Source organism: Frankia sp. AgKG'84/4 (genome assembly GCF_023242965.2).
Classification (GTDB): Bacteria; Actinomycetota; Actinomycetes; order Frankiales; family Frankiaceae; genus Frankia.
In genome coordinates this window covers 1-2,501 of record NZ_JALKFU020001219.1, presented here as the reverse complement: position 1 = coordinate 2,501, position 2,501 = coordinate 1, and the positions used below count along the sequence as shown (strand labels likewise).

Annotated in this window: 2 protein-coding genes; both read right to left on the bottom strand. The window is 70.3% G+C overall.

Annotated features, from left to right (window positions below; genetic code table 11):
• Positions 1-65: 65 nt before the first annotated feature.
• On the bottom strand, positions 66-845 hold the full coding sequence (gene istB, locus MXD58_RS28945; RefSeq protein WP_248841477.1) for an IS21-like element helper ATPase IstB: 780 nt from the start codon (positions 843-845) through the stop codon (positions 66-68).
• Positions 842-2,308 (bottom strand): IS21 family transposase, encoded by a 1,467-nt coding sequence (gene istA / locus MXD58_RS28940; RefSeq protein WP_248841476.1) that lies wholly within the window; start codon positions 2,306-2,308, stop codon positions 842-844. The genes istB and istA overlap by 4 nt, the downstream gene beginning before the upstream one ends.
• Positions 2,309-2,501: the final 193 nt, after the last annotated feature.

Here is a 2,501-nt window from a genome sequence, read left to right as displayed (position 1 = left end):
TGTCAACGGCCAGTTTGTGGTCCCCGCTGGTGGCCAGATAAAAGTCCCCGGCTCCTCGGGGTTTTTCAGGGTGTTTGGGGGTGGGTGCCTCCTCTTTGGCGGGCTTGGCGCATCCGGTGGGATTCTCCTTCGGTCGCGACGACGGTGGCGTGGTGCAGGAGCCGGTCGAGGATGCTGACAGCGGTGGTGTGTTCGGGTAGGAAGCGACCCCACTGGTCGAAGGGCCAGTGGGAGGCGATCGCGAGCGCGCGGCGTTCGTAGGCGGCGGCGACGAGCCGGAACAGCAGCTGCGCGCCGGTGTCGTCCAGAGGCGCGAACCCGAGTTCGTCGATGATGATCAGGTCGTTGCGCAGCGTGGTGTCGATGATCCGGCCGATACTGTTGTCGGCGAGGCCGCGGTAGAGGGTTTCCACGAGGTCAGCGGCGGTGTGGTAGCGGACCTTGTGGCCGGCGTGGACGGCGGCGACACCCAGACCGATGAGGGTGTGGGTTTTCCCGGTCCCGGCGGGTCCGACGAGGGCCAGGTTCTCCGCCGCGCGGATCCATTCGAGGCTGGCCAGGTAGTCCAGCGTGCCGGGTGGGATCGTGGAGACGGTCCGGTCGAGGTCGTCGAGGGTCTTCACGACGGGGAACCCGGCGGCCTTGAGCCGGTTCGCGGTGTTGGAGGCGTCCCGGGAAGTGATCTCGGCTTCCAGGAGGGTGCGCAGGACCTCTTCCGGTGTCCACCGCTGGGTTTTCGCGGTGATCAGCAGGTCGGGGGCCAGGCGGCGTATCGCACCGAGGCGGAGCCGGCGCAGCGCGGTGTCGAGGTCGGCTGCGAGCGGCGGGACGGTGGCGGCGGTCATGACAGTGCGGTCAGGGCGTAGGCGGACAACGGCCGGGTCGCGACCGGGGGCAGCACCCCGGGGAGCAGGTCACCGGCGGGGCGGGGCTGGGGCAGACCGGGACCGGCCTGCAGGATCGCCCGGACGTCGGCGGCGTGCCAGCGGCGGAACGCCACCGCCCGTTCCACCGCCGCGAGCAGCGGCCCGCGGCCGTGGGCGGCTTGCAGGCCGGCGAGTTCGACGAGATCCGCGGCGAGGCGGGTGTTCCCCGCCGCGGCGGCGCCGGTCAGGAACGCCTCCGCGGCCGGACCGAGGGCGCAGAACGCCTTTTCCGCCACGGTTTTCGGCCGTGGTGCCCGGGTGGGTGCCGGGCGGGGGCCGCCGTAGTGGGCGTCGAGGACCGAGGCTTCACCGGGGGCGACCAGCCCGTGTTCGGCGAGGATCTCCCCGCTGACCGGGTCGACGATGGTGAGCTGACCCTCACCGGTTGTCAGGGTGACGGTCGTCCCGATCCACACGGTCGGGACCGAGTAGCGGGCGGAGGCGTAGCGGACACAGGACAGCCGGTCGACCTTGCGGGTCACCGCCCCGGTCGTGCCGGTCAGTCGTAGCGACGGCAACCCGCCCAGCAGCGGCCGTTCCTCGACCAGCCGGTCCGCCGGAACGGCGGCGATCTCGCTGTGGACGGCCGCGTTGACCTCGGCGCACCAGCGGGTCGCGGCCTGGTTCGCCGCGGTCAGGTCCGTGAACGGCATCCCCGGGATCATCAGGTCGCGTTTCGCGTAGCCGACGAGGTTCTCCACGATCCCTTTCGATTCCGGATCCGCGGCCTCACAGAAATCAGGCCGGAACCGGAAGTGCGCCGCGAACCGCACATATCCCGGTGAAGGAACCACGACATTCGCGACGACACCACCTTTCAAACAGCCCATCCGATCCGCGAGGACCGTCTTCGGGACCCCACCCAACGTTTCGAAGCATTCCGCCAGCAACGCGAACGTGGTGCCCGCCCGCTCATCGCCGGCGAACCGAACGAACCGGACCCGTGACCAGGCCAGCACCGTGCAGAACACGTGCAACCCGCCGAGCACACCCCAGTCGATCGCCAGCACGTCCCCCGGTGCCCAGACCGCCGGCCGGCGGCCCCGGTGATGCCCCGCCCGCCAGTCCGCCTTCGCTGCCGCGACCAGCCGGCGGAAGTTCCGCGGTGACCCGTCGTACCCCGCCGTCCGGGCCACCGGCAGCAGTCGCTTCGCGGAGATCCGCCCGCTGGTAGCCTTCACCCGGTCGGCGACCAGCTCCGCGACCGAGTCGTAGTTACGGGCCCGGCGGACCCGAGCTGGACGGCCACCACCCGCCTCGTGCCGTTCGATGATCCTGCGGACTGTCTTCGGGGTCGTGCCACACATCGCCGCGGCACCCCGATACGTGCCCACCTCCCGGTAGGCCGAAATCACGTCCATACGTTCCCTCGCAGACTTCAATAGGAGCTCCTGGGCGGTGCGGTGACTGGCTCGACACCGCCACCGTCACCGTCCAGGCCTCACGCTCCCGGCAGACACGGCATCCCACGAGGAACCGGGACCACACCACGGCCACCAGCGGGGACTCCCACCTGGCCACCAGCGGGGACCTCTACCTGGCCAACAACGAGGACTTTTTCATGGCCATGGACAC

What these genes read in the sequence shown, in the direction of transcription:
- istB (WP_248841477.1), bottom strand. Translation starts at nt 845, where the DNA reads ATGACCGCCGCCACCGTCCCGCCGCTCGCAGCCGACCTCGACACCGCG.